Origin of the sequence: Rahnella sp. 2050 (genome assembly GCF_040544515.1) — a bacterium.
GTDB classification, from domain to species: domain Bacteria; phylum Pseudomonadota; class Gammaproteobacteria; order Enterobacterales; family Enterobacteriaceae; genus Rahnella; species Rahnella aceris.
This window is the reverse complement of record NZ_JBEPKE010000019.1, coordinates 1-1356: the sequence shown is the minus strand read 5'-3', so window position 1 is coordinate 1356 and position 1356 is coordinate 1. Positions and strand designations below refer to the sequence as shown.

Genomic DNA, 1356 nt, shown 5'->3' with positions numbered 1-1356 from the left:
TGTAGTGATGTTATGGACGCCCCTCCCTGAAGTAGCCAGTGCCATACTCTATTGACTGCAATTAATTCAGGAGTGATATCACATGAACACAATCAGAGTTGTTGGTATCGACATTGCCAAATCTGTTTTTCAGGTATGCGTCTGGATGGTTGATGGTTCAATTGCATATAACAAGAAGATCTCCCGTTCAAAATTGCTGGATTGCGTTCGACACTTCGAGCCCGGAACGCTTATCGCGATGGAGGCATGCTCTACTTCGCACTTCTGGGGCAGAACCTTCAGAACGATGGGATACAACGTCAGACTGATACCTGCCCAGCACGTTAAAGCCTTTGTCAGAAGCCAGAAAAACGATGCTAATGATGCGCTGGCGATTTGTGAAACAGCACTCCGCCCTGGCATCCACTTTGTTCCGGTCAAAACTGCTGAGCAGCAGGATATCAAAGCGCTGCGAAATACCCGTCAGCTCATGGTTGAGCAAAGAACGGCGCTGGCTAACCAGCTTCGTTCTCTGCTCGCTGAATATGGTCTCATTATCCCTGTCGGGATACAGTGCCTCCAGCAGCACCTGCCTGAACTGATGGAAGACGCGTCGAATGAGTTAACGTTCACTGTCCGCCGTTTACTTTCTACATTGCGGGAAGACATGCAGGCGCTGAATGAACGCGTCACCGGACTGGATAAGGAAATTGCTGCATTGTCTTCACAACAAGCTGCCTATCGCCAGTTGTTAACTATTCCGGGAGTCGGCCCGCTCATCGCGGCAGCGTTTATCAGTGAAGTGGATGCAGGGCAATTTTCCAACGGCAGAGAGTTATCCGCCTGGTGTGGCCTGGTTCCCCGGCAGCACAGTTCGGGAGGCAAGCAACGATTATCCTCCGTGACAAAAAATGGCAATCGTAGTCTCAGAACATTAATCATCCATGGAGCACGGTCTGTAATGCGCTGTATGAAAAAGCGCGATGACAGTCTGGGCCTTTGGCTGCAAAGGCTTGAAGCTCGTCGAGGGTTCCTGAAAACCACGGTTGCACTGGCGAATAAACTGACGAGAATTATCTGGCGTGTGCTGACAGATGGGGTTGATTTTAATATGCAGAAGGCCGTTGCGATGAATTAGCTAAAAACAGCAATTTACAGAAACTTATTTAACTGAGTTTGCAGGCACTGATGAGAAAACGGCTACCGTCCCTGTAACAGCCTGAAGTTGACCTGGGTAATCATATACCGGTGTAGTGATAAGGAAACAGGGCTCGGATAACATCATGGCGCGGGTAAATTAACCCACTAACGACGCCGGATATATGGTCGCAAACCGTATCGAACCAGTACTTGTAACACCCGGGGCGTCCATATATG

General features: G+C 49.3%; 1 protein-coding gene. It reads left to right on the top strand.

Translation table 11 applies throughout. The features are described from left to right. Positions 1 to 82: 82 nt before the first annotated feature. Positions 83 to 1117 (top strand): IS110 family RNA-guided transposase, encoded by a 1035-nt coding sequence (locus tag ABIC79_RS25590; RefSeq protein WP_013576221.1) that lies wholly within the window; start codon positions 83 to 85, stop codon positions 1115 to 1117. The last annotated feature ends 239 nt before the right edge of the window (positions 1118 to 1356 follow it).

What these genes read in the sequence shown, in the direction of transcription:
- ABIC79_RS25590 (WP_013576221.1), top strand. Translation starts at nt 83, where the DNA reads ATGAACACAATCAGAGTTGTTGGTATCGACATTGCCAAATCTGTTTTT.